The following is a 26,236-nucleotide window of genomic DNA, read 5'->3' as shown; positions in this document are numbered from 1 at the left end:
CACTTTGCCACATTCGCTGACAACAAATACATACTTAAACGAGTCCCTGGCTCTTATCCTAGTGTGCAGATGTTTAGACAACTTAGTTATCACCACATACAAGGATAGAAAAATGAAAGCACCAACAGATCATACTACTAACTTAAAGCACTTGGCATCTCAAGTGCTGGACAATGTTAACTTTGAAAGTATCAAGGATGTGACTGATATTGTTGTTATCGGGGGTGGGTTAGCCGGGCTGGCGGCGGCAAAGCAGTTGTCAGACCAAAACCGCTACCACTTTAAGCTACTTGAAGCAAAAAGCCGGGTTGGTGGGCGGACCTTGAATCAACAGCTGACAACAACAGGCGGGGAGCGCCATATTGTCGATGGCGGTGCACAGTGGGTAGGTGCGACACATATTCATATGCAATCTCTAATTGCTGAGTTGGGGCTTTCGACCTTTACAACGCCACAGGAGGGGGAGCCAATATCGCAAGATGACCTCCCAGCGCAAGTTCAAAATGAATTGGCTACAATACGTGCAACCCTTAATAGGTTGGCGGCAAGCTTACCCATACATGCACCCTGGTTGGCCCAGAGCGCTCAGGCCTGGGATGGTCAAACTGCATATGATTGGTGTGTGGGCCAAGGTTATTCCGCCACTGCGATAGAAGAATTGGATTATTCCGTCCGCTCATTTTTAGCAGCTCCGATCGCACAAATCTCCTTTTTATTTTTACTCCACTATATACGAAGTGCTGGCAGTATTGAGCAACTAGAAGTCATCACCGGGGGGGCGCAGGACCGTATTATCAAAGAGGGAGCACAGTCGATTTGTCTGGCGCTGCAACAGCAGTTGGCAGAACATGTGCAATTTGATGCTGTGACCAAAGTAGAGGAACACGGCGAATTTTGCCTGGTCAGCTGCCAGAGCGGGCAAGTTATTTTGTGTCAGCGTGTGATATTCGCTATGGCACCCAGTTTACTCGGTAATATTCAGTTCGAGCCGCCGTTGTTATCGAATAAAAGGCAGCTTATTGAGCAATGGGATACGAGTGAAGGCAGCATCAAGGCCCACCTGTTATATACTCGACCATTTTGGCGTGCGCAGGGCTTGAGTGGTATTTCATTCATCCCAAACGAGGTGCTGACCAGTACTTTTGATTGTTCCCGTAACAGCAATGGACCGGGTTTACTTACCGTATTTGTAAATAGTAGTGACGCAATGCGCGCGTTGTCGCTGGATGAACGCAAGGAACAAGTGCTTGCAGTTCTGAGCCAATTCTTTGGCAATGAGGCATTTGAGGCTGTGGATTATGTGGAGACAGACTGGCAGGCAGTACCTTATCAGAGGGGGTGTGAATCTCCTCTTGCGGTTGGCAAGCTCACTCAGTTCGCCGATAACCTGAAAAAAACGCTCGGGTCTTTTCATTTCTGCGGAACAGAAACGGCAGACATCTGGACAGGTTATATGGAAGGTGCGGTTGCTTCAGGGTATCGGGCAGCGGAAGAGGCTGCCCAGGCACTGGATCACCAGCTGCTTAGCCTGTAATCTCATTTGTAGATGACTTTGTCATTGATGCAAGGGGCTAAACGTGCGTTTTAGCCCTTATTTAAGCCGGTCCGTTGAGTGACTTTTCCATTGCTTCACGCATTTTGAACTTTTGTAGTTTTCCAGTCACCGTCATGGGGTAAGTATCTACAATACGTATGTGTTTGGGGACTTTGAAGTAGGAAAGCTTGTCTTGTAAGTAAGTTCTAATGGCTTGCTCATCAACATAATGATCCGGTTTTAGTTGAAGCCAGGCGCAAACTTCTTCACCATATTTTTCATCGTTGATCCCAAATACTGCCGCATCCTGAATGTCAGGGTGATGATACAAAACTTCTTCAATCTCCCGGGGGTAGATGTTTTCGCCGCCGCGGATGATCATGTCTTTGATGCGTCCCACAATAGTGACATACCCTTCGTCATCCATTACACCCAGATCGCCAGAATGCAACCAGCCTTGTGCATCTATGGTTGCCCGGGTTTTGGCATCATCCTGCCAGTAGCCTTGCATGACACAATATCCTCGAGCACACACCTCGCCGGGCACGCCCCTGAGAGTAAGCTCACCACTTTCATCAATGATTTTCACTTCAGTATGGGCAATGGCACGACCGACAGTGGTCACTCGTTTAATCAATGGGGCCGACACTTCAGTAATATGATTAATGGGGCTGCATTCGGTCTGGCCATAGCCAATTAAGATGTCTGTCATGTGCATTTTTGTCTGCACATCACGCATTACTTTTTCCGGACAAGTGGCTCCCGCCATGACACCGGTTCTGAGTGAGCTCAGGTCGAATTGATCAAACTGCTCGTGCTCCAGTTGTGCGATAAACATAGTAGGCACGCCGTGCAGTGCCGTACACTGCTCGGCCTCGACGGTTTGCAGTGTCAGAAGCGGATCGAAAGCATCGTTGGGGAACACTGCGCAAGCCCCCTGGCTGAGACAAACCAGGTTGCCCAGCACCATACCGAAACAGTGGTACAGCGGAACCGGAATACAGAGCTTATCCTGCTCTGTAAGTTGCATGGTCTGCGCAACCAGGTTGGCATTATTGAGAATATTACGATGGGTTAATGTTGCGCCCTTAGGGTTGCCGGTTGTTCCTGAGGTAAACTGGATATTGATGGCGTTGTCGGGGCTTAATCTGGCTCCGATAGTGCGCAGGGTGTTGTAATCTTGATCTGACGCGAGTGAAAGCAACTGATTGAAATCACACAATTCTGCTGGGGTTGGCTCTCCTTGCTGAGGGATCACCACAACATGGGTCAGATCAGGCAGTGTAGGTGCGCATAGCTCACCAAAAGAATGCTCTTCCAACTGCGGGGCGAGCTCTTTAAGCATATCGACATAGTGACTGTGTTTGAACCGGGTGGCCATAATGAGCATCTTACAGCCCGCATTATTGAGCGCAAACTCCAGCTCGGCAGGGCGGTACGCCGGATTCAGACACACCATAATGGCACCGATCCGCGCTGTGGCAAATTGCACGAGAGACCACTCAAGGTTATTGGGCGACCAGAGTGCAACTCTGTCGCCAGGCTGGATCCCGCAATGTAACAGGGCGGCTGCCAGTTCATCAATACGCTTAAGGTACTCTCGGTAGCTGAGGCGCTGTTGCTGATGGCAAACAACAATTGCTTCACGGTCGCCGAACTGTTCGACAATGTGCTCCAGAAAGCCGCCAATGGTTTGATCAAGTAAAGGCGTGTCAGAGGGACCTCGGTGATAACTGAGGGTCGGGTTCATTGCTGATGTTGTCATTATCTACTCCTTGTTGTTGTCATTGCTTTTTACTATCCAGTGCACCTGCGAAACCAATCAGGGAGCTTAAAATGGTAATAAGCTATAACTCAAAGAAATAACAAAGTTTGCCCCATTGCAAGCGAGAGCCGATGGATCGGCATGAAATTAGACTAATGGCTAAGGAAACAGGGTGAACAGCCAGCAAGGAAACCGTTATCAAAAGTAAGCGGATGGGCTTAGGAAGACTATTCAGGTAAAAAGCAAAAAAGCGCCGGCACTCATAGAGTGATCGGCGCTTGTATTCGACCAGAAAAGTTAGGCCAGATCTTCTTTGGTATCTACGTGCTCAGCTTTGTGCTGCTGTGCAATCTCTTCACTGAGTTCCTGTTTAGAGCGTTTCTCAGATACACGCCTTGCCGTTAACCAGTAGAAGAATAGGGGCAGGAAGAACACTGCCAGGAAGGTTGCAGCAAGCATGCCGCCCATGACACCGGTACCTACACTATGACGTGCACCCGCACCAGCGCCTGAGCTCAATACCAGAGGTACTACGCCCAGTATGAAGGCCAGCGAAGTCATAATGATAGGGCGGAACCTCAGTCGTGCTGCTTCCAGTGCAGCAGCTGCCGGACTCCAGCCTTGCTGTGTCTTCATCAGTGCATACTCAACGATCAGAATGGCGTTTTTACTGGCCAGACCCAGTAAGGTGACCAGGCCAATCTGGAAGTAAACATCATTGGTTAAGCCTGCAACCCAGATGGAAATAAGTGCGCCAAAGGTACCAAAAGGTAGTGCCAGTAACACCGAAATAGGCAGAGACCAGCGCTCGTAAAGTGCCGCGAGGATTAAAAATACCATCACAACAGCCAGTCCAAGTGCCAGGCCAGTTGTACCTGAGCTGCGCTTTTCCTGATAAGCAGAGGCTGTCCATTCAAAGGTCATATCCGGTGGCAGAACCTGTTTTGCGATACGCTCAAACTCCGCAATGGCCTGACCTGAGCTGTATCCCGGCGCTGCATTACCCATCAGTTTAACGGCCGATAGGTTATTGTAACGTTGCAGAGTTTCCGGTCCACGGCTGTACTCAATGTCAGTAAATGCTGAAATAGGGACCATTTCGCCACGATTGTTTTTCACATAGATACGGCCAACGTCTTCTGGCGTCATACGGAATTCAGCCTCGGCCGATAACAGCACCTGCCAGGCTCGACCGAACTTATTGAAGTCATTGACGTAGTAATTGCCCAGGTTGGCAGCCAGCGCGTTGAATGCTGAGTTGATATTTACGCCCATAGCGCGAGCCTGTTCCCGGTCCATGTGAACTTTCAGCTGTGGTGCATCCGGACGCCACAGTGTCTGAATACCCGCAAGTATCGGACTCTTTTGTGCTTCGCCCATTAGCATTTGCATGCCTTGCTTGAGACGTTCAGGATCGGTACCCGCTTTATTTTGCAGGTAAACCTCAAAGCCCCCGGTGGTGCCCAGGCCGAATATAGCTGGGGGATTGAAGGCCAGAACCAGCGCTTCGTTGATCCCAGCGGTCTTCATAAACAACTCGCCAACCAGTGATTTCGTGTCGATTTCTCGCTCATCCCAGTGTTTCTGTGTGATGAACAGCGTCGCAGCACTGTTTTTGTAACCGCCACCAATGAAATCAAACCCAGTAAAAGCAACCACGTTTTCATTGGCCGGATTAGACTGAGCGGCAGCAACGACTTCCTCAACCACTGCAGCAGTGCGCTCCAGTGACGAACCATCAGGCAGGAATACCGCGGCGATGTAGAAGCCTTGATCTTCATCCGGGACCAAAGACCCCGGGGTTTTTTGCCATATAAACATGGTTGCGCCGACCATAGAGGCCATCAGCACCACACCAAGCAAGCCACGTCTTATCATAAAGCTCACGGAGCCCACATAACGGCCGGTGACGCGCTGGAACCAGTTATTGAACCACAAGAAGAAGCCCGCGGTTTGCTTGTGCTCATGTTTGAGGATCATGACACACAGCGCCGGGGTCATCGTCAGCGCGACCACACCTGATAAACTGACGGATATGGAGATGGTAATCGCAAATTGTCTGAATAATTCACCTGTTAAGCCGCCCAGGAATGCGATAGGGACGAACACTGAGCACAATACCAGTACAATAGCGACAACAGGACCACTTACTTCCTGCATCGCTTTAATGGCCGCTTCACGAGCATTAAGGTGTTGCTCGTGCATGATCCGCTCGACGTTTTCCAGTACCACGATGGCATCATCAACGACGATACCAATAGACAGCACCATACCGAACAGTGTTAGGGTATTGATGGAATAGCCGAGCATATACAGTCCGGCAAATGTGCCTAATAAAGAAACCGGGACTGCCAGAGTCGGAATTAAAGTGGCGCGCCAGTTTTGCAGGAACAGGTAAACGACCAAAAATACCAACACCATGGCTTCGACCAGGGTGATCAATACTTCACGAATGGACACTTCCACAAAGCGTGTAGTGTCGTACGGAATACCGTGATCCAGGCCAACAGGAAACTGTTGACGAAGCTCTGCTATCACGGATTCTACTTCGTTCGCTACATCCAGTGCATTGGCACCCGGTTGTAAAAATACGCCCAGCAGTACGGCATCTTTACCATTAAAGGTACCGGCAAAATTGTAATCTTTGGAGCCCAGCTCAACACGCGCGACATCTTTAAGACGCAGGGTAGAGCCATCCGGGTTTGCGCGAATGATAATGGCTTCAAATTCTTCAGGCGTAGATAAACGACCCTTGGCGGTTACGCTGTACACTAACTCCTGAGGTTGGCTGCTGGTTGGTGTGGCACCTATGGTACCCGCCGCATACTGTGAGTTTTGCTCACGAATGGCTGCGGTGATCTCTTCAACAGTAACACCAAGCTGACTCATAAGATCAGGGCGGATCCAGACACGCATGGCGTAATCTTTGGCACCGAATATTTGAACGCTGGTGGTGCCGGGGATACGTTTAATACGGTCCAGGATATTCATGGTGACGTAGTTTGATGTCCACAAGCTGGAACGCGTCCCATCCGGCGAATAAAACGCATGAACCTGTAAGAAGCTGGATGAGCCTTTCGCAACAACCACACCCTGACGGCGTGTCTCTTCCGGTAAGCGCGCTTCAACTTGTTTTACCCGGTTGTTGACGTCTACTGCAGCCTGATCAATATCGGTGCCTATCTCAAACGTCACTGTGATAGTGGTTGTGCCAGAGCTGGTACTGGTTGACTCCATGTACATCATGCCCTCAACGCCTGTGATGGCATTTTCTATCGGAGCTGCCACTGTCTGCTCCAGGACATCGGCAGATGCGCCAGGATAAAAAGCTGTTACCTGAACCTGAGGCGGTGCGATCTCCGGGTACTGAGCGATGGGCAAGGTACGCATTGCGGCCAGACCTGCCAGTACGATGACTATTGAGATCACAAAAGCAAAGATCGGGCGATCAATAAAATACTTAGAGAACATACGATTATTCTCCTTCGCCGCTCACGCTAACTGGCATTCCTGGGAAGAATATGCGCGCCATACCTTCAACGATCACAGGCTGGCCAGGGGTCAGGCCCTGTCGTATTACCCACATGTTTTTGCCATCCAGGTTGACCCATTCACCTACCTCAACTGGCGCAGGCAGCGCAACGGTCATGCCTTGTTCGTTTTCAGTAGCAAGATAGACAAATTTACCCGTGCCGTTGTCTAATACGGCACGTTGCGGCAGCACAATGGCGTTATTGCGCACTGCACCGGACAAACGAACGCGGACGAACTGACCTGGACGCAGCTCACCATCCGGGTTGTTGATCCGGGCCTGTAATTCACTGGTACCAGTAAAGCGGTTTACCCGGACATCCGAGAAATCGACTTTGCCTGAATGCGCATAGACAGAGCCATCCTGAAGCACTATGGTGGCATTAAACTCATTATTCTTAGGCAGGCTCAGTGTGCCATTTTCAACATCCTGTCGCATAGCCAGCTGCTCTCGTTCAGAAAACCCAAACCGTGCCCGCATCTTGCCGGTATCGGTGAGTTCACTTAACAGTACGGTCGGCCCGGAGACATAGCTGCCCTGAGATACGAACTCTCGACCCATGATCCCTGAGACAGGCGCTTTAACCTGCGCATATTCTAAATCCAGTTGTGCTTCACTGAGTGCTACTTTGGCAGAGTCCAGATTGGCGATGGCAACTTCATAGGCGGAAACGGCGTTATCAAAATCGCGTTTTGAAACGGAACGCTCATCTTTGAGTCGTTCAAGCCTGTCTTTCTCACGTTTTGCCTGTGCTACATTCGCTTTAGCGGCATTGAGGTCGGCTTCTGCTTTGTCTCGTTCAAGTTGCAAGGGACGAAGCTCAATGGTAAATAAAGAACGTCCTGCTTTAACGTACTGGCCCTCTTCAAAGTTACGCGACTCAATGAGACCGGACACGCGCGCTCTGATCTCTACTTCTTTATCACCGGCAAGTGTGGCTGGCAGTTCGATGTTGAACGGCACACTTTGGGTTGTGACCTTGTTGATACTCACTTGCGCAGGTGGCATGGATGGACCTCCCTGGCTTTGAGGTGCCTCGGAGCAGGCAGAAATAACGAGTGCAGACAATACTGCTGTTGCCAGGTGTACTACACGACTGCTGTTATGGGCTGGATACATGTACACTCCAAATCCTAATTAAAATTTTTTATTCCTGAGTAGAGGCAAGTTTACCTCTCATTTATTGGGTTTTCTTTTGCATTTTTCGCTGGCGTGGTTACAAACCAATCAAGTAAGTGTAGCACTGCTTTTTAACTTGCGTGTGCTGCATCATCATTGCGAGATTTTGCTTTAATGCCAGTGAATATCTTGCCATGCTTCGCTCTGTTTACACCAAAGCAGAACGAACCGAATGAATAAAAAGCACCGTTTATTGCCTATGAAGCATGATTTATCAGCAGGCTGCACAGTGCTGAGATAGTTCGACAATAGTGCAAGTATACGCAAGTGTATACTTAATCAATCTGGAGGTAAACGGCTCCGTGTACTTTTATTTGGTTGTGTATACGAAATCGTTTACTTTAATGTTGGACCTTTTTAAGTTAAACTGCTGTTAATTTTGAACTGATGACCGAGTCGATGACCCAGCTTACTGAAAAACAACAGGCTATCTTAAGTGCAGCGGTAGAAGAATTTGCACAACGGGGTCTACAGGCGACCACAATGGAAGCAATATGCAGTGCTGCCGGGGTATCCAAACGCACTTTATACAAGCATTATGCAACGAAAGAAGCCTTATTTGATGCTGTGGTTATTTCGCTAATTGAAAGAATACAGCCTATTACGACCATTCAGTTTATCCCTAATTATGATTTTGAAGTACAGCTACGGCACCTGGCCGACAGTGCCGTGTCCTTACTGTCGGATAAAGACTACATTAAGCTGTCACGCATAGTGATGATTGAGTCTATGCGTTGCGAAGCACAGGCAGACAGGCTCAATAACAAGTTCAGTCAATGCGAGGCAGCCATGAGCCTGTGGTTTGAAGAGGCCTCGCGGGCAGGCTGCCTGGGTACTTTCTCAGCGCCATTTGCCGCTGCTTTTTTCTGGGGTGCATTAAAACGGCTGACGTTTTGGGATCAGGCGATCCGCTGGCAGGCACCTCTGGCTGAAGCGGATCTGGATGCGTTTGTTGATCAAGCCTGTCAGTTGTTTTGTGGTGGTATAAAATACGTCACGCAACAATAGACCTGACCCGCGCGGCTTTGGTTATTCAACGCCAATAAACCCACCGGTTTGATGTGCCCACAGTTTGGCGTAAATGCCATTCTGTGAGAGCAGTTCATCATGTGTACCTTGCTCAACAATTTGGCCCTGATCCATCACTATCAGCCGGTCCATTTGCGCAATGGTTGACAGGCGATGTGCAATAGCAATCACGGTTTTGCCCGTCATCAAACTGTCTAAACTATCCTGAATCGCCGCTTCTACTTCGGAGTCTAGCGCCGCAGTTGCTTCGTCCAGAATGAGAATAGGGGCGTTTTTAAGTAATACTCTGGCAATGGCGATACGCTGACGTTGTCCTCCGGAGAGTTTAACACCGCGCTCACCGACCTGGGCATCAAGTCCAGTGTTACCTTCGTTGTCTTCAAGCGATTTTATAAATTCACTTGCTTCGGCTTTGTCTATGGCCTTAAGTAAGTCATCTTCACTCGCATCGGGGCGGCCATATAGTACATTATCCCGCACGCTTCGATGTAGCAGTGCGGTATCCTGGGTCACCATCGCAATGTGCGCGCGCAGGCTTTCCTGGTCGACCTGCGAAATATCTTGTCCATCTATTTTTATGGTGCCTTGCTGAACGTCATAAAAGCGCAGCAGTAAGTTGACCAAAGTCGATTTGCCGGCACCTGAGCGACCCACAATGCCGATTTTTTCGCCCGGGGCAATCGTCAGGTTTAGTCCCTGAATAACGGTATGCTGCTCCGATTGCTGCTGGCGTTTGTAGGCAAAGTGCAGATTGTTAAATATGATTTCGCCCTGCGTTACGTTTAAGGCCGGGGCATTGGGCTGATCCTGGACATCCAATGGTTTGGATAAGGTATTTTTACCATCGATGACGGTACCTATGTTTTCGAACAGGCTGGATACTTCCCACATGATCCACTGAGACATACCGTTCAAACGCAAAGCCAGGGCAATGGTAATCGCGATGGCGCCGCTGCTAATTGCACTGAGTGACCATAAATAGAGCGAGCCGGCCGCGACACTGAAGACCAGTAGGAAATTCAGTGTTTGTATGCTGACATTCAGTTGCGTTGCCAGTCGCATTTGGGCATATACGGGTTCAATGAACAAATTCATACTGTCACGGGCATAAGTTTCTTCCCGTTTGTTGTACGAGAACAGTTTAACTGTGGTGATATTGGTATAGCTGTCGACTATACGACCGGTCATTTGCGAACGTGCATCGGCCTGCTTACTGGCTACCTGTTTGAGCCGTGGAACAAAATAGAACTGCATACCGATATACAGAGCCAGCCATATCAGCAAGGGGATCATCATTCTTATATCACTATCGCTGACAAGCGCAAGCATGGCACCAAAGTACACAATGACGTAAACAAGCACATCCAGCAGTTTCATTACAGCCTCGCGGATAGCCAGCGCTGTTTGCATGACTTTGGTTGCAATGCGTCCGGCAAATTCGTCCTGATAGAAGGACACACTTTGCTTGAGCAAATAGCGATGTGCCAGCCATCGAATAGCCATAGGGTAATTACCCAGCAAACTTTGATGTAATATTGCGCTGTGAAAAAATACCAGGCAGGGCAGGCCAATGAGCGTAATTGCGGCCATCATGGTGAGTTCCTGACGTTTCACTTCGAATAATTCGGCAGGCGGATATGCCTGCATCCAGTCAACCAGCGTGCCCATGAAGCCAAACAGCATGACCTCCAGTGTGGCCAAAATAGCAGCGCTCAGTGACATGAGTAGCAGTGGCAACTCCATTCCTTTAGTATAAAACCGGCAAAATGCCAGTAACCCCTGGGGTGGCTGTGTTGCTGGGCGTGACGGGAATGGTACGGTGAATCGTTCAAAGAACCTAAGCATAGTGCCTCCTGCATGATGACAGTGCCGAAATGACCCTGCAAGTAGATGAGGTGTGCAAACGTAGACTGTTCAGAAAAAGCACACGCCAAGCGTACTTTATAACTCAGAACCTGTATGAAAACCAAGTGACAATTTGAAAAAAGTGAAAGGGGAGAGTGTGTTAGCTGGTTATGTAAAGAGAAAGCCCGGCACAATTGCCGGGCCAGTAATTATTCTGCCTGCTCGACGTCTTCATGACCGTAAGTTTTACGCATAATGAATACGTAGGCGTTGTGGAACGCTTGTTCCTGGTACTTTTTCAGGCCAGTATCGGCGAAGTCAACAGGTACAGGGTTACGTTTAAGCTGCTCTTTCACTTCCGTGGAAGACAATAACTTCACATCAGTGCCTTCAATAAGCTGTAGCGCTGCTTCCATTTTAAAGCCCGCTGCGCTGCCCGCAAACTTGCCTTTATGGGCACGTTGACGAATGGCAATAGAGTCAATTTTGTAATCTTCTACCAGTTTGGCAAAATCGAAGTGGAATTTGCGCATTGCGTCTGTGTCCTGGCCAATATTGCCAAGTGTAAAGCGAGTCTGGCGAATATCGCGAATATCAAAAACGTCTTCTTCTTTGCTCAGAAGGCACAGCAGGGCCTCGCTGCCGGTAATCTCTACACCGAGTGTTCTCATTGTTGGTTTCCCATTAACTGGTCAAATAAATCGTTATAAGTAAGGATCATATCACAGCTCATCATGACCGAGAACTTATTGCAGTATCATTTCGATGGCGATGGCCGCGTGATCGGAATAGCGAATGTCTTCTTCATCTCGTTTGGGGTCTAAGTGTGACGCGTAATTATGGTAGGTGAGACGCCTGACCTTGCTTTGCTCAAGGTTAGGATTGAATTCTTTGGAGGCGAGGATGTAGTCAAGTGTGTTGCCCACCCCCTGATAATAATGTGTGGGGGGTTTTTGTCCGAAACTGAGTTGGTTATCGGCCAGACAAAAACTGTCGAACAGCCCGACGCTGTTAAAGTCCTGGTGGATGGCGCTGGTTGGGAACTGTTGTGTCATAAAAGACAGCGCAGGACTGGCAATGTGATCGTTAAAATCGCCCATCACCAGTGTCGCGGCGCCTTTTTCGCGCTGTGTCTTCAGTGCATCATAATAGACAATAGAGGCTTCGAGTGAGCGGGATATTTGAGATTGCATGGTGCCAACCGTTTGATGCAATAAAGTCAGAAGAGGATCCTCCTGAGGAGTGTTGCCCAGCATGTGGGCCATTGAGTGAACTCGCTGGGATTTAAAGTGTACGGCATAAACGGTTGTCAGGCCTAAGCCAGGCAGCTCGAAGCTACATTTTATTGGGGTCCGGTTAAACTTAAATTGATGCTGATTGTTGAGGTATTCCAGTAATTCGGGGCACGGTTCCAACGGGGTAAAGCTCTTAAACGGGAATTTGCTGGCAATGGCGACAATGGGATTGAACAGCACATTTGGGTAAACCAAGTCCGGTTTTGGGGTGTCAACGGTTGCGAAATAAGGCAGTCCCAGATCTTCACACAAGGTGGCCAGTGTCTCGGGGCTAAATACCTCCTGAAACACAATTACGCTGGGGTCCATATGTTGGATCAGGCCCGTAATGAACTGTGTTTTGGTCAGCCATTGAGTGTCGTTATACGATTCTTCCAGCTGGTAAAAAGAATAGGGCGGCGCAGCAAAGTTCAGCAAATTAAAAGATGCAAACTTGTATGAGTGTTTCTGTGCCATGGTTTTCCCCGTCATTTTAGCCAAAATCCCTGCTTAATCTTAGTCTTTTCCTTGCAACTCGTCACGTGAGCGTTCACAATGGGCGCTGCGTTTGAAAGTCCCCGGACACCGACAGTATACCACTGTTCAGCCAATGCTTATTCGTAAAAGTGTTGATGGGCATCAAATTTAAAACAATTAACTTAAACTAGTACATGTGATGCGTTGTAGGTGTCACCACTGTAAGTAGGAATTATCATGCCAGTAATTACTCTCCCTGACGGCAGTCAGCGTATATTTGAAAACCCGGTTACAACTTTAGAAGTCGCTCAAGACATCGGCCCTGGTTTGGCTAAGGCCACCATTGCAGGTCGTGTAGACGGTGTGCGTGTTGATGCCTGTGATCCGATTGAACAGGATGCACAATTAGAAATTATCACAGCCAAAGATGAAGATGGCTTAGAGATCATTCGTCACTCTTGTGCTCACCTGATCGGCCATGCGGTTAAACAGCTTTTCCCTGAAGCGAAAATGGCGATCGGCCCGACCATAGATAATGGTTTTTATTATGACATCGATATGGAGCACTCGCTGACCCAGGAAGACCTCGATGCCATCGAAAAACGTATGCTTGAGCTAGCCAAAACCAATTACGACGTTGTTAAAAAGAAAGTTAGCTGGCAAGAAGCTCGCGATGCGTTTGAAGCGCGTGGTGAGACCTATAAGATGGAAATCCTGGACGAGAACATCGAAAAAGATGATCGTCCGGGTCTGTACCATCACGAAGAATATGTTGATATGTGTCGTGGTCCACACGTACCAAACATGAAATTCTGCCACCATTTCAAAATCATGAAGGTGGCTGGCGCATACTGGCGTGGTAATGCCGAAAATAAAATGCTGCAGCGTATCTACGGCACAGCGTGGGCTGATAAGAAGCAGCTTAAAGCTTACCTGAAACGCCTTGAAGAAGCCGAGAAACGCGATCACCGTAAAATTGGTAAAGCGCTTGATTTGTGGCACTGGCAAGAAGAAGCGCCTGGCATGGTTTTCTGGCACAACGATGGGTGGAGCATCTATCGTGAGTTAGAAGATTTCGTGCGTGAAAAGCTGCGTGAATATGCATACGAAGAAGTGAAAGGTCCGTTAATGATGGACCGTGGTCTGTGGGAAAAATCAGGTCACTGGGACAAGTACTCGGATGCGATGTTCACCACTGAGTCTGAGAAGCGTGAGTATGCAATAAAGCCAATGAACTGTCCTGGCCACGTTCAGATCTTCAACCAAGGTCTGAAGTCGTATCGTGATCTGCCGCTGCGTATGGCAGAGTTTGGCTGTTGTCACCGTAACGAGCCATCAGGTGCATTGCACGGCCTGATGCGTGTGCGTGGCTTTACTCAGGATGATGCGCACGTCTTCTGTACCGAAGAGCAGGTAATGGATGAAGTATCCGCCTGTATCAATATGATCTATGATACCTATTCGACGTTCGGCTTTGAGAAAATTGTTGTAAAGCTCTCAACGCGTCCTGAGAAACGTATCGGTGATGACGAAATGTGGGACAAGGCTGAAGAAGCACTGGCTGATGCACTAAAAGCAAATGATATCGAATTTGGTTATTTGCCGGGCGAAGGTGCATTCTACGGTCCTAAGATCGAATTTACTTTGTATGACTGTCTTGAGCGTGCTTGGCAATGTGGCACAGTGCAGCTAGACTTTGCTTTACCGGGCCGTTTAGGCGCGACGTATGTAGCGGAAAATAATGAACGTAAAACGCCGGTGATGATCCACCGCGCCGTGTTAGGGTCAATAGAGCGTTTCATCGGTATTTTAACCGAAGAGTACGCAGGGTTATTCCCGACCTGGCTTGCGCCGAAGCAAGTGGTGATCATGAATATCACCGACAAACAGGCAGACTATGTGCACGAAGTTGTACAAAAACTGAATAAACTTGGAATAAGAGCCTGTGCTGACTTGAGAAATGAAAAGATTGGCTTTAAAATCCGCGAGCATACTTTAAAACGTATCCCTTATCTGCTTGTTGTCGGTGACAAAGAAGTTGAACAACAAGAAGTAGCGGTAAGAACGCGCAAAGGCGAAGACCTGGGCAAGTTCTCTGTGGATGACTTCGTCGCTAAAATCAGCGAAGAGATTAAAGACAGACGTTAATTTATAGTAAACCTGTGCGAAAGGCTTATCACTTAATTCATATCGCTTTTCGCACAATATATTTTTGACTTTTTGGAGGAACGTACCATTAGAGGCGGCAAAAAAGGGCAAACTACTGCTCAGAAAAATCGTATCAATGAAGAAATATCAGCAAAAGAAGTTCGTTTAATTGACGCTGAAGGCGAGCAGGCGGGCGTAGTTTCTATTAGAGAAGCAAGAACGCTTGCAGAAGAAGCCGGCCTGGACCTGGTTGAGATCAGTCCAAATGCAGAGCCACCAGTCTGTAAAGTTATGGACTATGGTAAGTTCCTTTTTGAAAAAGCAAAACTACAAAAAGAACAAAAGAAAAAGCAAAAACAGATCCAGGTTAAAGAAATCAAATTCCGTCCTGGCACGGACGAAGGCGATTATCAGGTTAAACTGCGTAACCTTCGCAAATTCCTTGAAGCGGGCGACAAAGCGAAAATCACCATTCGTTTCCGTGGCCGTGAAATGGCTCACCAGGAAATTGCCATTGAAATGCTTAATCGTTTGAAAGCCGATCTGGAAGAAGTGGCTCAGGTAGAGTCATTCCCGAACCGGGTTGAAGGTCGTCAAATGATTATGATGATGGCACCTATTGCGAAAAAGTCTTAAGCAAGGCATAATACGCGCCGATTTAACGATCGACAGAATTTAACTCAGGTTTAAAGTGCGTCAGCCACCTGAGTTAACCGGTACCTAAGTAAAGGTCACGTGTGGCTTTTCACCGGAATTAGGGTGCATACCAGGCCAACAAAGTGATGTTTATCATCCGCCTGCTTGCATAACGTTAACGCAATATCATTTGGAGTTATTGCAATGTCTTACAAACTAAAGACACACAGAGGTGCTGCTAAGCGCTTCAAAAAGACTGCTTCTGGCGGTTTCAAGCGTAAACAGTCGCATCTTCGTCACATTCTGACTAAGAAATCTTCTAAGCGTAAACTTCACCTACGTAACAAGACTATGGTTCATAAGAATGACCTGGGTCTTATCAATCGTATGTTACCATTCGCTTAATAGAGGATATCAGAAATGGCAAGAGTTAAACGCGGTGTTATCGCACGTGCACGTCACAAAAAAGTATTAAAGCAAGCTAAAGGTTACTACGGAGCGCGTTCACGCGTTTATCGCGTAGCTTTCCAGGCAGTAACTAAAGCAGGTCAATACGCTTACCGTGACCGTCGCGCTAAGAAACGTACTTTCCGTCAACTATGGATTGCACGTATCAACGCTGCTGCACGTCAAAACGGCCTTTCTTACAGCCGTTTCATCAATGGCCTTAAAAAGTCATCTGTTGAAATCGATCGTAAGATCCTAGCTGATATCGCAGTATACGACCAGGTAGCTTTCGCAGCACTTGTTGCTAAAGCAAAAGAAGGTCTTGCAGCTTAATTCTATATTAAGTTAAGCGATTGAAAGAAAAGGAGCCTATGGCTCCTTTTTTTGATCCTATCTATTTTTGAGCAAAATTTTGTCCAGCCAGGCTGAGCTAAGCAGGCGCTTAAGATATCCCATTAAGTAGGTCGGGAAGGTCACATAATACCTGGGCTTTGCGCGTTTTGCTGTCAGTGCATGCACGAGCTTTTCGTAGACCGCATCAGGCCCTAAGGTAAACTTTTGTGGTGCAGACTGCGCATTCAGGCGAGCTAATTGTGCTTCGTACTCTGCTTTATGTGCACTGCTGCTTATTTCAATATGCTGCTCAAATGCAATGCGTGCATTGCGGCGAAAATCAGATAAGACAGGGCCAGGCTCTATCAGACTTACCTGAATATTTGACTCGCTTAGCTCCATACGGAGTGTATCCGTAAGTCCTTCCAGCGCGAATTTACTGGCATTGTAGGCGCCGCGATAGGGCAATGCGACGAGCCCCAGCACCGATGAGTTTTGAATGATCCGGCTGTCTCCGCCATGCTTTCTCATATGCGCTACTGCCAGGCGCGTCAGGGTATGCCAGCCGAACAAATTGGTTTCAAATTGTGCGCGTAAAACCTCGGTTGGTAAGTCTTCTACCGCGCCGGGCTGACCATAAGCGCCATTGTTAAACAGCGCATCGAGCTTTCCGTCGCACAGCGTAACAGCCTCATCAAATCCCTTTTTGATAGACGCTTCATCAGCCAGATCCAACAAAATACAGGGTATGTCGTCAGCTTCAAAGCGCGTCAAGTGTTCAGGATTGCGCACCGACGCCACTACGCGAAATCCGGCGAGGTGAAGCGCCTTGGCGCAGTAATAGCCAATGCCGGAGGAGCAACCGGTGATTAATATCGATTTTGTCATGTGTTTATCCATGTTTTTTCGCAGGGCCAAAAGTTAGCTCGCGATTAACTGTGAATTTTTGTAGAATCACCGCACATTGTAAGTTGTTAATTTAAATATTGATATAATCATTATATTGATAGATAAAAATAAAGATTGTTTATGAATTTAGGCATTGTTTTGCTAAGTGCAACAGTAAATCTGAATAGTCATTTACCACCGCTGCAAGACTGGCAGGGAAAAAGTGTCGACCTGATGCAGGAGCAGGGACCACTCACCACAGATTTTGAACTGAGCAAGGGTCTGGAAAGTCCGGACTATGCAAAAACGATGGCATTTATCGACCGCCTGGTCGCGGCGAATCCAACTCAGTTTAAGGCGGTTACGATAGGGAAGAGTAATGCAGGCCGCGATATTAAAATGTTGATTGCGTCTCAGGTAAATCAGTTCAGTCCAGCTATGTTGAAAAATAACAACAAACCGACATTGCTGGTCCAGGCTGGGATCCACGCGGGCGAAATAGACGGCAAAGATGCTATGTTTATGCTTTTACGCGATATAGCGACGGGCAAACGGCGTGATGTGCTCAACAAGGTTAATATTCTGTTTATTCCCGTGCTGAACGTCGATGGTCACGAGAGAAGAAGTGCCTATAACCGCATAAATCAGCGTGGCCCTGCGACGATGGGTTATCGCACCAATGGGCTCAATCTGAACCTCAATCGTGACTACACTAAGCTTGACACGCCAGGTGTGCGAGCTGTTATGCAAGTGATCAATCAATACCAGCCCGCTATGTATCTTGACTTGCATGTGACGGATGGCGCTGACTATCAATATGATATTACCTATGGGTTTAATCCCAGCTTTGCCAGTGAGTCGCCCGCTGTTGCTAAAGTGCTGGAGCAGCATTTTACGCCTATGATAGACGAAAAACTTCGCCAGCAAGGCCATGAGCCAGGCCCTCTGGTGTTTGTAATGGATAAACGAGACTTTAAAAAAGGGCTCGCAGGCTGGGTGGCTGGCCCGCGGTTTTCAAATGGCTGGGCAGATATTAAGGCACTGCCGAGCATATTGTTAGAGAATCATTCTCTAAAACCTTATAAACAACGAGTACTAGGTACTTATGTATTTGTTGATGGCGTCATTGATGCATTGTCTGAGCATCATCAGGCATTAGCTAAAGCGGTCGAAACAGAGAAACATTTTGTGCCGGATGAGTTGGTTGTTGAACGCAGCTATGCTGAAAAACCAGCACTGATCACATTTAAAGGTATTGCCTATAAACGCTTCAAAAGTGCGTTATCAGGTCAAATGGAAGCCAAATATCTTGGCGAGCCAATGTTGTATGAGCAACTCCCCGTATACTGGCAAAAAGAAGTAAAGGTTAAAGTGAAAGTGCCCAGTGCGTTTTACATTCCGCCTGCTTATACCAATACTGTGGAAAAGCTTAAACTCCATGGGGTTACCGTTGAGCAGCTGAATACTGATGTATTGGCTGATGATTTGGTTCAGCTTGCGATAACCTCATATCAATTTGCAGACACCCCATTTGAAGGACGTTTTCGTGTTAGTGCCGAATTTGAGCAGCAGGCAGTGTCGACATCCCTGAGCCTGTCGGGCTGGTATCGAGTGTCAACTCAGCAAGCCAATGGAGAGCTGGTAACCCATTTGCTACACCCTCAAGCACCTGACTCGTTTTTCGCCTGGGGGGATTTCCCTGGCGTGTTCCAGCGCACTGAGTACGTTGAAAATTATGCGCTTGAACCTTTCGCCCGGAAAATGTTAAAAGACAATCCGGCAATGGCACTGGCGTTTGATAAAAAAATCAGCGAGGATAAAGCCTTTGCGAAAGATCCAAAAGCGAGAATGGAGTGGCTATATCAGCGTACGCCATATTATGATCAGGCTTATCTGAAGTATCCGATACTCATGTCCTTTAAGGAAAAATAAATGCAGGTAATCACCATACCCGTCACACCATTTATGCAGAACTGTCGGATTATTTGTTGTCCTGGCACAGGACTGTGCGCAGTGGTTGACCCGGGGGGCGATGTTGATAAAATATTGTCTGTTATAAAGGAACGCACCCTTAAAGTTGAAATGATTTTGCTTACGCATGGGCATCTTGACCATGTTGGTGCCAGTGAGGCGTTATCCGAAGCTTTAGGGGTTGATATTGTCGGGCCACAGCGCGAAGATAAGTTTTGGTTTGATGCATTACCTATGCAAGCGCAGATGTTTGGCTTTGCACCGCAGGCCTCGTTCTTTCCCAGGCGCTGGCTTGAAGACGGTGAATGCGTTGAACTTGGCGAGCTGAAATTGGAAGTGCGCCACTGTCCCGGACATACGCCGGGTCATGTCGTGTTTTATGAGCCACAGAGTGCAACTGTATTGGTTGGTGATGTGTTGTTCAAAGGCTCAGTCGGCAGAACAGATTTTCCAAAGGGGGATGCGGCATTGCTAAAACGTTCTATCGAAACTCAGCTATTCACTTTACCAGAGGCGACTCGGGTAATGAGTGGCCATGGTGAAGATACGTCGATTGGGTATGAGCTGCGACATAATCCTTTTATGAGCGGGCGGTTTGGCTGATAACTGAGTCTATCGGCACTGTATTCATTTAACTAATTAAAAATTAAGAAAAATATGTCATTAAATCAGGTTGATCGTCAAATACTAGCGCTGTTACAGCAAGATGCGAGTTTATCTACGGCAGAAATAGCCGACAAAGTAGGGCTGTCCCAGTCACCTTGTTGGCGTCGTATTGCCAAACTCGAGCAAGATGGTTATATCAAAGGAAAAGTTGCATTGCTGGATGAGAAACAGCTTGGTTTTGATATGCTTGTTTATGCTCATGTTAAGTTATCTAACCATGGCCGTAATAACCTTGCAGAATTCGAAAAATTAATCATGAGTTATGACGAAGTCACTGAGTGCTATACGATGGCAGGCACGATGGACTTTATGTTACGCATTATTTCTCGTGGTATAGAAGGGTATGAGCAATTTGTCAGAGATAATCTGCTCAACCTCGAATATGTTCAGGAAGTTCATTCAAATGTTACAATGACGTGCGTTAAGCGAACCACAGCCCTGCCAATCTGATTGTCATACATCAGACCTGAAACTCAACTATAATGTATCTCATTTGTTAAAAGCGCTGGATTTTGCTAGGATCCAGCGCTTTTCTGTCGTAGTAATAATCTTGGGGATTTAAATGTTTAATCTAATAGGCAAAGCGCCCAGCTCTGCTAAGAACGACATACTGTCAGGATTGACCGTCGCTCTGGCGTTGGTACCTGAAGCTGTCGCATTTGCGTTTGTCGCACATGTCGACCCATTAGTCGGCTTATACGCCGCGTTCATCGTGGGCTTGATCACGTCTATTTTTGGTGGTCGTCCAGGTATGATATCTGGTGCAACCGGTGCGCTTGCCGTCGTTATGGTGAGCCTGGTGATTGAACATGGTGTCGAATACCTGTTTGCGACAGTGTTGCTGATGGGGGTCTTACAGATCCTCGCAGGCGTATTTAAGCTTGGTAAGTTCATTCGTATGGTACCGCACCCGGTGATGCTCGGCTTCGTAAATGGCCTGGCCATCGTGATTTTCCTGGCTCAGCTTGGCCAGTTTAAGGTGATGGATGGAACTGGCACATTACAGTGGATGCAAGGGCAGCAGCTTTATATCATGGCTGGTCTGGTAGCGCTGACGATGGCAATCATCCACTTTCTACCAAAACTAACAACGGCGGTACCGTCAAGCCTGGCAGCAATCCTGGTGGTTACTGGTTTGGTGATTGGACTCGACCTGGATACGCGTAACGTTCTGGATTACCTCAAAGATATGAGTGGCAACGTGAATGCTACTATTGCAGGTGGCTTCCCTGAATTCCATATCCCTCAGGTGCCGTGGACATGGGAAACTTTCACGATTATTTTCCCATATGCACTGATCCTTGCCGCGATTGGTCTGATTGAATCATTACTGACCCTGACCTTGATCGACGAGATCACTGAAACACGTGGCCATTCGAACAGAGAGTGTATTGGCCAGGGCGCTGCAAACATGACCTGTGGTGTATTCGGTGCAATGGGGGGCTGTGCAATGATTGGTCAGTCAATGATCAACATTAATTCAGGTGGTCGTAGCCGTCTGTCTGGTATCACCGCTGCCATATTACTGCTTGCCTTTATCTTGTTTGCTGCCAGCCTAATCGAAATGATCCCACTGGCTGCTTTGGTTGGTGTGATGTTTATGGTTGTACTGGGTACTTTTGAGTGGTCCAGCTTCCGCCTGATGAAGCGCATTCCAAAGAGCGACGCGTTTGTAATTGTCCTGGTATCTGGTGTCACAGTGGTGACCGACCTTGCTATCGCAGTCTGTGTCGGTGTGATTGTCTCAGCGCTGGTTTTCGCCTGGGAGCACGCTAAACATATCTATACCAGCAATTACATTGATGAGCAGGGCTCAAAAGTGTATGAGTTACATGGCCCATTATTCTTTGGCTCTGTGAAGAATTTTGCTGAGTTGTTTGATGTGGCAAATGATCCGGCTGATGTGATCATTGAGTTCAAACATAGCCGAGTTGCGGACCACAGTGCAATTGAAGCCATTGATGCGCTTGCTGAAAAGTACACTAAAGCCGGTAAAAAATTACATTTACGCCACCTCAGTCAGGATTGTCAGCTGTTATTGGCAAAAGCGGCAGATTTGGTGGAAGTGAATGTGATAGAAGATCCAAAATATAAAGTTGCATCGGATAAACTGGCGTAACTTCGGGACAGAAGCCCCTTCACTGGGGCTTCTGAACAACCCAGGCTACTGCCTTTCCTCCTGCACCATGTAACCGTTTTTAGACGCTCTGTGCGCTCACACAGTGCTCGTGCGCCAATAAGCTGCCTTTAGATTGTGTTTGACTTCGTCGCCTCACCAGATTGAGTATCACTTTCCAATACTCGGGTAATGGTATCGAACAGTGCCTGCATATCAATTGGTTTAGCAACGAAGTCGTCAAACCCGAGAGAGAGGTAACGGCTGACATCCTCCGGGAGTACATTGGCTGTAATGGCGATGAGTGGATTGTGATAGTCGGTGCTTTTTACCTGTTGGCAAACCTCTATACCATCCATCACGGGCATTTGAATATCAACAAAGAAGAGGTCAGGTCGAGCTTTATTAAAGCTCTCCATAGCGAGCTTACCGTTAGCCGCCATAATGAGTGTTGCATTGGTCTTTTTCATCATGGCTGAAAATATTTGCTGATTAATCAGGTTATCTTCAGCAAGCAGTACCTTAACACCGCGCAGATCTGGGACTTGAGGTTGTGTTTGTCTATCTGCGATTGCAGACTGGGTTGCGATTTTAACACTTTGCAGCGGGAGTGTGACCGTAAACTGACTGCCATCCCCTGCAACACTTGTGACTCTTACCTCACCTTGCATGAGCTCCACTAGCTGTTTGACAATAGCCAGTCCCAGTCCTGAGCCGCCGTATTTTCGAGTGGTTGAATTGTCGGCCTGATGAAAATGTTTAAACAAATTGGAAAGCTGGGTGTGAGTCATACCAATTCCGCTATCGCAGACCTCTATCGCGAGTCCATTGTCGTCACCTTGCACTCTCAAAGTTACCTGGCCTTGCTCTGTGAACTTGATTGCATTTGATAGCAGGTTACGAAGGATTTGTTTTAGCCGCAGAGGGTCGGCAAGTTTGATTGATAAGTGCGCTTGCAACTGTGAGTCCAGTTTCAGCGCAACCTGTTTGTCACGGGCCACGTGTTGGTACTCCTGAATGACTTCCCGACATAACTGCGGAATGTCCACAGCCAGAACCTCGAGTGTGAGTTTGCCAGCTTCCATTTTAGAAAAGTCGAGTATGTCATTCACCAGGCCGAGTAAGGTTTGTGAAGAGGTATAGCCTTGTTCAATCAGGGAGCGTTCTTGCACACGAAGATCCTCTTGTCTCAGAAGCTGAAAAACGCCCAGAATCGCATTCATTGGGGTGCGAATCTCGTGGCTCATGGTGGCAAGAAATTGTGCTTTGGCCAGCTCCGATTGCTCGGCTCGCACTTTCTCCTGCTTAAGTTGTGTGACCTGTGTATTGACGGTGTCGACCAGCTTGTTAAGGGTCTTTTGCAGTGTTTTTAGCTCTTCATATTCGAGGTTTGCATTATTCTGCTCATAGTTACCTGATGTCAGAGACATGCAGTATTTTTCAAGCTGCTTCATGGGAGTCGTGACTTTACGGCTGACGTAGGCGAGGTACCAGAAAAGTATGATCAACACGCCTAATGCCAGCATTGCGCTTCTGATGATAGCGTACAGGATTTCCTGAGTATAAGCGCTGTGCTGATGGGACAGCGATAGCGATAAATTCAGGCCTTCTGTATCACGTTCATAAATGGGGTAGGTTGCATTGAGTCCTGCGTCGACATCATGCCCTTTATGAAACCACATTTGCTGATCTGAAAAGGTTGTCAGTGATTCATAGTCAGCCAGTTCAATCGCCAACTGACTAACATCCAATTCAAAGTACAGCACGCCGGTATAACGAAATGGGTCGATGAGAGAGGGTAAGGTCTGCCGTAACGGCACGGCAATAAACAGTGTTCCTTCGTGGGCCGATTTAACGTTGAGCTCTGCGTTGCTGATCAATAGCTTTCTTACCATCAACTCGCGTGCACTTTCGTTAATAACAGAGGTGGTATGTTCAATGATAGAAGGAGTCGCCCAGTGCAAGGTATAAAGGGGGTAACCCTCAACAATGTAAGGAGAGCCATCACTGATCATCACACTTTTGACCAATGGAGATTTGGATACCAGCTCTCGGATCTCCTTAAGCGCGTATTGTGTGTACAAAAGGTTTAAAGGCAACTCTGCCAGGATCCGGTGGTCGCTGTAGTGTGCGACCTGAAATGTCAGTTCGGCCAGTCTGTTTTTTATGTCCAAAGACAGGCTGGTTGCGCGTTGTGCAACGGTATCTGATGCGATTTTATTGGCTTGTGTCCAGGCGCTATAGGCGAAATGGGCCAGGGCAATGGTTAACAAGACCAGGACCATAGTGCCGACTTTAAGCTGTAATTCACTGACCAGGTTTTTTTTCTTGCTCATAGCTAATCGACTTTTCTACGATATGTTGCATGAAATGGGCGGCCTGTTGCTCATCCAGTACGCCAGCAAGGTGGCGTGTCAGGCCTTTCAACATGGCTTCCCACACAAAAGCCATTTGTGCTTCGTTGGGCATCGGCTCTGTGTATTCCAGTGTTGTGATAAGCGCCTCAACCTGGGTAATGCCTTGTATTTTTAACGTGTCTAATGCGCGCTTATCGACAGGTAGAGCATTAATTGACGACCAAAAGTTGGTTTGTACCGGTAGGGATTGTAAGAATTCAGATAAGCGTTTAAGTTCTGCACTTTTGGGGCCCGACAGGGCATTATTGGGAAAGGCCATGACATGTGATGAAAAGTAGGAGCGCATAGGTGCATCACCCAGGCTGGGCAATTGTGCGACCCCTAATTTGTCCGCAAAATGCTCGGAGAAGCGCTGGAACATCCAGGAGCCATTGATGGTATAGGCAACTTCGCCAGCCAAAAATCGATTAACCGTGCATTCGTAGTTACACTCTACGTCAAGCCAGTTTTCTTCTTTGAGCGACTTATACCAACGCAGAGCGCGAATCATCGCTGGTGTGTCCAGGTTCACATGACCATTCAAAATCAGTGGCGTACCAAAGGTGCCCAGAAATGCCCTAAACCAGTACATCTCGTAATAATTCCAGCTTATCTCAACCCCCTGGGCTTGCTGCTGTGCGCGGAGTTGTTGCCAGCTTTTAGCAGGTTGGCTCACCAGCGTCCTGTTGTAATACAGCATCAGGTGATTGCCAAAAACAATAGGTACGCCAAGTGTCGTGCCGTTGGCTTTGATGTTGGATTTTACTTGTTCTATCAGGTGTGTGGACAGCCAGTTCTCAGGCACTTCGGATAAGTTGAGTGCTGTCAGTCCCATGTAATCCGCAGGAACTATGATGCCGTCCGGCAACGCATTATTACTGGCACGGAGCAATAATTCCGATTTGAGTGTGTTATTTTCAAATTCAACTACCTTAACTTGGATACCCGTTTTTCTGGTGAATTCGGCAAACAGGGGCTTAAAGTCGTAATTTTCCAATCCGATGGCAATGGTCAACGATTGTTGTGGTTTTTGACTGGTATATCCCAAACTACTGAACAGGCTCGTCATCAGCATGAGTAAAAGAGTCAAACTTAACCTGCCAGACATGGCCTTCCTTAGTGAGTGATAATCTATTTAATGTATAGCAAATTCTATGGCCAGGGCAAACTGAGGTGTGCCAAGACCAATTAGAATTGATAACGTGTCATGATAGCGAACGGTTATGACAACTATGAGATAGGCCGCTGCGATATAGAGTGACGTAAAGGTCAGTCGAAACCAGCAGACTCAGAAGCAGTTGAATTTAAAAGGTAGTACGACTTTTGCGATTGCGACAATATACAGGCTTAAAGGATGCTGATTAAGAAGGGCGTGATTTAATGTCGTGTGATTGTTTATATGTGAAGGAGTAAGGAAATATGAGAAGTTGGTCGGGTCGAGCTGATTCGAACCATTGACTGCTGGACCGGGTAATAGAGTGTGGTGGTGCTCTAATCAACTGAGCTACGGTCCTACAATAGTAGACGCTTTGAAAATTAACCGAGAAAGATTAATTGGTACGACCGAGTGGATCTGAATCACTGACCACTGGACCGGGTCATAGAGAGTGTTGGTGCTCTAATCAACTGAGCTACGGTGGTACAATAGTAGGCACGTTAAAAATTAACAAGAGGGAATAATTGGTACGACCGAGTGGATCTGAATCACTGACCACTGGACCGGGTTGTAGAGAGTGGTGGTGCTCTAACCGACTGAGCTACGGTGGTACAATAGTAGGCACGTTAAAAATTAACTAAGAGGGAATAATTGGTACGACCGAGAGGTTCTGAACCACTGACCACTGGACCGGGTCATAGAGAGTGGTGGTGCTCTAAACAACTGAGCTACGGTTTGCAATAGTAGGCGACGTTAAAATTAACCAAGAAAGATTAAATTGGTACGACCGAGTGGATTCGAACCACCGACCCCCACCATGTCAAGGTGGTGCTCTAACCAACTG

19 protein-coding genes are annotated in these 26,236 nt (G+C 47.6%); 10 read left to right on the top strand and 9 right to left on the bottom strand.

Annotated elements, in window-relative coordinates; translation table 11 throughout:
• Positions 1–112: 112 nt before the first annotated feature.
• Positions 113–1,534, top strand: a complete 1,422-nt coding sequence (locus tag IY568_RS22685) for a flavin monoamine oxidase family protein (protein ID WP_228553530.1) — start codon at positions 113–115, stop codon at positions 1,532–1,534.
• A gap of 61 nt (positions 1,535–1,595) precedes the next feature.
• Here IY568_RS22685 and IY568_RS22680 read toward each other — a convergent pair whose 3' ends face one another.
• From IY568_RS22680 to IY568_RS22670, 3 genes are all read right to left on the bottom strand, one after another.
• Entirely contained in the window at positions 1,596–3,299 is a 1,704-nt protein-coding gene (locus IY568_RS22680) for an AMP-binding protein (RefSeq protein WP_228553529.1), read from the bottom strand.
• A 297-nt stretch (positions 3,300–3,596) separates the two neighbouring features.
• Complete coding sequence (locus IY568_RS22675) at positions 3,597–6,770, bottom strand: efflux RND transporter permease subunit (RefSeq protein ID WP_010387206.1); 3,174 nt, start codon at positions 6,768–6,770, stop codon at positions 3,597–3,599.
• Between the two features lie 4 nt (positions 6,771–6,774).
• The gene (locus IY568_RS22670; protein ID WP_125559762.1) at positions 6,775–7,950 is read right to left on the bottom strand and encodes an efflux RND transporter periplasmic adaptor subunit; all 1,176 of its coding nucleotides are present in this window, start codon (positions 7,948–7,950) and stop codon (positions 6,775–6,777) included.
• A 459-nt stretch (positions 7,951–8,409) separates the two neighbouring features.
• Between IY568_RS22670 and IY568_RS22665 the strand changes: the two genes are divergently transcribed.
• Complete coding sequence (locus IY568_RS22665; RefSeq protein ID WP_125559760.1) at positions 8,410–9,018, top strand: TetR/AcrR family transcriptional regulator; 609 nt, start codon at positions 8,410–8,412, stop codon at positions 9,016–9,018.
• 21 nt (positions 9,019–9,039) lie between these two features.
• Here IY568_RS22665 and IY568_RS22660 read toward each other — a convergent pair whose 3' ends face one another.
• From IY568_RS22660 to IY568_RS22650, 3 genes are all read right to left on the bottom strand, one after another.
• Entirely contained in the window at positions 9,040–10,884 is a 1,845-nt protein-coding gene (locus IY568_RS22660) for an ABC transporter ATP-binding protein (protein WP_125559758.1), read from the bottom strand.
• Between the two features lie 209 nt (positions 10,885–11,093).
• Positions 11,094–11,555: a DUF3010 family protein gene (locus IY568_RS22655; protein ID WP_194868779.1), complete on the bottom strand. Its 462-nt coding sequence runs from the start codon at positions 11,553–11,555 to the stop codon at positions 11,094–11,096.
• A 75-nt stretch (positions 11,556–11,630) separates the two neighbouring features.
• The gene (locus IY568_RS22650) at positions 11,631–12,635 is read right to left on the bottom strand and encodes an endonuclease/exonuclease/phosphatase family protein (RefSeq protein ID WP_040645231.1); all 1,005 of its coding nucleotides are present in this window, start codon (positions 12,633–12,635) and stop codon (positions 11,631–11,633) included.
• A 237-nt stretch (positions 12,636–12,872) separates the two neighbouring features.
• Between IY568_RS22650 and thrS the strand changes: the two genes are divergently transcribed.
• The 4 genes from thrS to rplT all read left to right on the top strand — a co-directional run bounded on the left by thrS (position 12,873) and on the right by rplT (position 16,199).
• Positions 12,873–14,783: a threonine--tRNA ligase gene (gene thrS, locus IY568_RS22645; protein WP_194868778.1), complete on the top strand. Its 1,911-nt coding sequence runs from the start codon at positions 12,873–12,875 to the stop codon at positions 14,781–14,783.
• Positions 14,784–14,855: 72 nt separating this feature from the next.
• Positions 14,856–15,419 (top strand): translation initiation factor IF-3, encoded by a 564-nt coding sequence (gene infC / locus IY568_RS22640; RefSeq protein ID WP_010387196.1) that lies wholly within the window; start codon positions 14,856–14,858, stop codon positions 15,417–15,419.
• Positions 15,420–15,623: 204 nt separating this feature from the next.
• Positions 15,624–15,824, top strand: coding sequence for a 50S ribosomal protein L35 (rpmI, locus tag IY568_RS22635; RefSeq protein WP_010387195.1), 201 nt, complete (start codon positions 15,624–15,626; stop codon positions 15,822–15,824).
• A gap of 15 nt (positions 15,825–15,839) precedes the next feature.
• Positions 15,840–16,199 (top strand): 50S ribosomal protein L20, encoded by a 360-nt coding sequence (rplT, locus tag IY568_RS22630; protein ID WP_010387194.1) that lies wholly within the window; start codon positions 15,840–15,842, stop codon positions 16,197–16,199.
• 57 nt (positions 16,200–16,256) lie between these two features.
• Here rplT and IY568_RS22625 read toward each other — a convergent pair whose 3' ends face one another.
• Positions 16,257–17,087 (bottom strand): SDR family oxidoreductase, encoded by an 831-nt coding sequence (locus IY568_RS22625; protein WP_194868777.1) that lies wholly within the window; start codon positions 17,085–17,087, stop codon positions 16,257–16,259.
• 141 nt (positions 17,088–17,228) lie between these two features.
• Between IY568_RS22625 and IY568_RS22620 the strand changes: the two genes are divergently transcribed.
• From IY568_RS22620 to IY568_RS22605, 4 genes are all read left to right on the top strand, one after another.
• Complete coding sequence (locus IY568_RS22620) at positions 17,229–19,019, top strand: M14 family metallopeptidase (RefSeq protein ID WP_125559750.1); 1,791 nt, start codon at positions 17,229–17,231, stop codon at positions 19,017–19,019.
• Positions 19,020–19,661, top strand: coding sequence for an MBL fold metallo-hydrolase (locus IY568_RS22615; protein WP_194868776.1), 642 nt, complete (start codon positions 19,020–19,022; stop codon positions 19,659–19,661).
• A gap of 54 nt (positions 19,662–19,715) precedes the next feature.
• Positions 19,716–20,174 (top strand): Lrp/AsnC family transcriptional regulator, encoded by a 459-nt coding sequence (locus tag IY568_RS22610; RefSeq protein ID WP_010387187.1) that lies wholly within the window; start codon positions 19,716–19,718, stop codon positions 20,172–20,174.
• Positions 20,175–20,286: 112 nt separating this feature from the next.
• Positions 20,287–21,843, top strand: coding sequence for a SulP family inorganic anion transporter (locus IY568_RS22605; protein ID WP_194868775.1), 1,557 nt, complete (start codon positions 20,287–20,289; stop codon positions 21,841–21,843).
• A gap of 128 nt (positions 21,844–21,971) precedes the next feature.
• On the opposite strand, the gene IY568_RS22600 is transcribed toward IY568_RS22605, so the two are convergent.
• Both IY568_RS22600 and IY568_RS22595 read right to left on the bottom strand, forming a co-directional pair.
• Positions 21,972–24,176 (bottom strand): ATP-binding protein, encoded by a 2,205-nt coding sequence (locus IY568_RS22600; protein WP_194868774.1) that lies wholly within the window; start codon positions 24,174–24,176, stop codon positions 21,972–21,974.
• A complete protein-coding gene (locus IY568_RS22595; protein WP_125559744.1) occupies positions 24,148–25,344 on the bottom strand; it encodes a sugar ABC transporter substrate-binding protein in 1,197 nt (398 codons plus the stop codon). Before IY568_RS22595 ends, IY568_RS22600 begins: the two co-directional genes overlap by 29 nt.
• Positions 25,345–26,236: the final 892 nt, after the last annotated feature.

Origin of the sequence: Pseudoalteromonas sp. PPB1, assembly GCF_015356275.1 — a bacterium.
Classification (GTDB): domain Bacteria; phylum Pseudomonadota; class Gammaproteobacteria; order Enterobacterales; family Alteromonadaceae; genus Pseudoalteromonas; species Pseudoalteromonas rubra_D.
This window is presented reverse-complemented; position numbering and strand designations above follow the sequence as displayed.